This is a genomic window from Myxococcus sp. CA005 (assembly GCF_006518205.1).
Classification (GTDB): Bacteria; Myxococcota; Myxococcia; order Myxococcales; family Myxococcaceae; genus Myxococcus; species Myxococcus xanthus.
This window is the reverse complement of record NZ_SRLV01000200.1, coordinates 1-1,270: the sequence shown is the minus strand read 5'-3', so window position 1 is coordinate 1,270 and position 1,270 is coordinate 1. Positions and strand designations below refer to the sequence as shown.

At 71.6% G+C, this 1,270-nt stretch carries 2 protein-coding genes; both read right to left on the bottom strand.

Annotation, left to right across the window (positions count from 1 at the left end):
- Positions 1-701 (bottom strand): flagellar biosynthetic protein FliO (locus FMQ63_RS37115; protein ID WP_141277060.1); only part of this gene is annotated, 701 nt, incomplete at its 3' end.
- A gap of 118 nt (positions 702-819) precedes the next feature.
- Positions 820-1,270, bottom strand: a 451-nt coding sequence (sctQ, locus tag FMQ63_RS37110; protein WP_141277058.1) for a type III secretion system cytoplasmic ring protein SctQ, incomplete at its 5' end; no start/stop codon positions are given.

Sequence of the window (1,270 nt, the reverse complement as noted above, 5' to 3'; positions counted from 1 at the left end):
CACGGGCACGGTCGGCAGGAGCCGGGGGGCTGGGAAGGCGGGCCACCACTGCGGCGGGAGAGGAGCTTCTGGAGGAATGGGCTCAGTGGAACTGCATTCGTCTGCGGGCGCTGCGCGCGGATGCGCTCCACCGCCTCCACATCCAGCTTCGACAACAGTTGCAAGCCGCCCTCGCCGCCGCCCAACAGCAGGTATTCGTCCGCGGCCTTCACCACGAAGAGGCTGCGGCGCTGGTCCAGGGGCAGCCGCTCCACCACGGAGACCAGGGGCTGACGGCCCGCGGCCGTCCCCTGGAGCCCCATCAGCTTGCGCAGTCCCACATTCAGCGTGAGGTAGATGGACGCAACCACCACGCCCAGCACGAGCAGCGTGCGCACCAGCGTCCAGCCCAGGCTGTCCGTTTCCTCGGACTCCGACAGGGTGTCCCCGCCCGCGCCGCTCCGGGCCGACTTCGCGGACTCGCGAGCAGACAACTCCGCGTCCAGGGCCCGGTCCGCTTCCAACAACTCGACGTCGGCCTTGGGGTCCGCCTTCTCAGCGGCCGGTGCTGGCGTCGCGGGCGAAGCAACCGCAGGTGCCGGAGGCGGGGCAGACTCCGCGGGGGGCACCACCGGCTTCACGGTGGGTGCGGACGTGGACGGAGCCTGGGCCATGGCGGCGGGCGGCGCGAACACCAGCGCGGCACCAAGCAACAGGCGCATGAGGGGGGGACGGAGGACTGCCATGGCTGGGCGCGAGGCTAGTGCATCGGCCGGAGGACCGCCACGGGCCCACGCCCGGCCGGCCGCTCCTGCTCGCCTGCCCTGCCCCGACTGGGACTCAGCTCGCCAGGGTGATGATGCGCACGCCGAGCTGGCCTTCCAACTCCACCAGCTCACCCCGGGCCACCACCTTGCCGTTGACGGACAGCTCCACCGGCTCTCCCGGCCCCCGGTTCAGCTCGAGGACCTGACCGGTGCGCAGCCCCACCACCTGCTGCGCGGTGACGGGCACGCGCGCCAGCTCCACCGCAATCTGCAGGGGCACGTCTCCGAGCAGGTCGCTTCCGTCCGGCTTGCTCACATCGTCCAAGGCCGCCCCTTCCAGTTCCGGAGGCACGTCCAGCTCCGGGTTCGTGAAGTCCTCTTCTTCATCCCCAGGCTCCGCGCTCGCCTCGTCCGCGGAGCCCGGGTGGCCCGGCTCTCCTTGAACGAAATCGGTGATGCGCGCCTGGTAGCGCCCGTCCTCGCCGACGAACACCTCCGCCTCGGCCCACCCCGCCGTCCCCTTC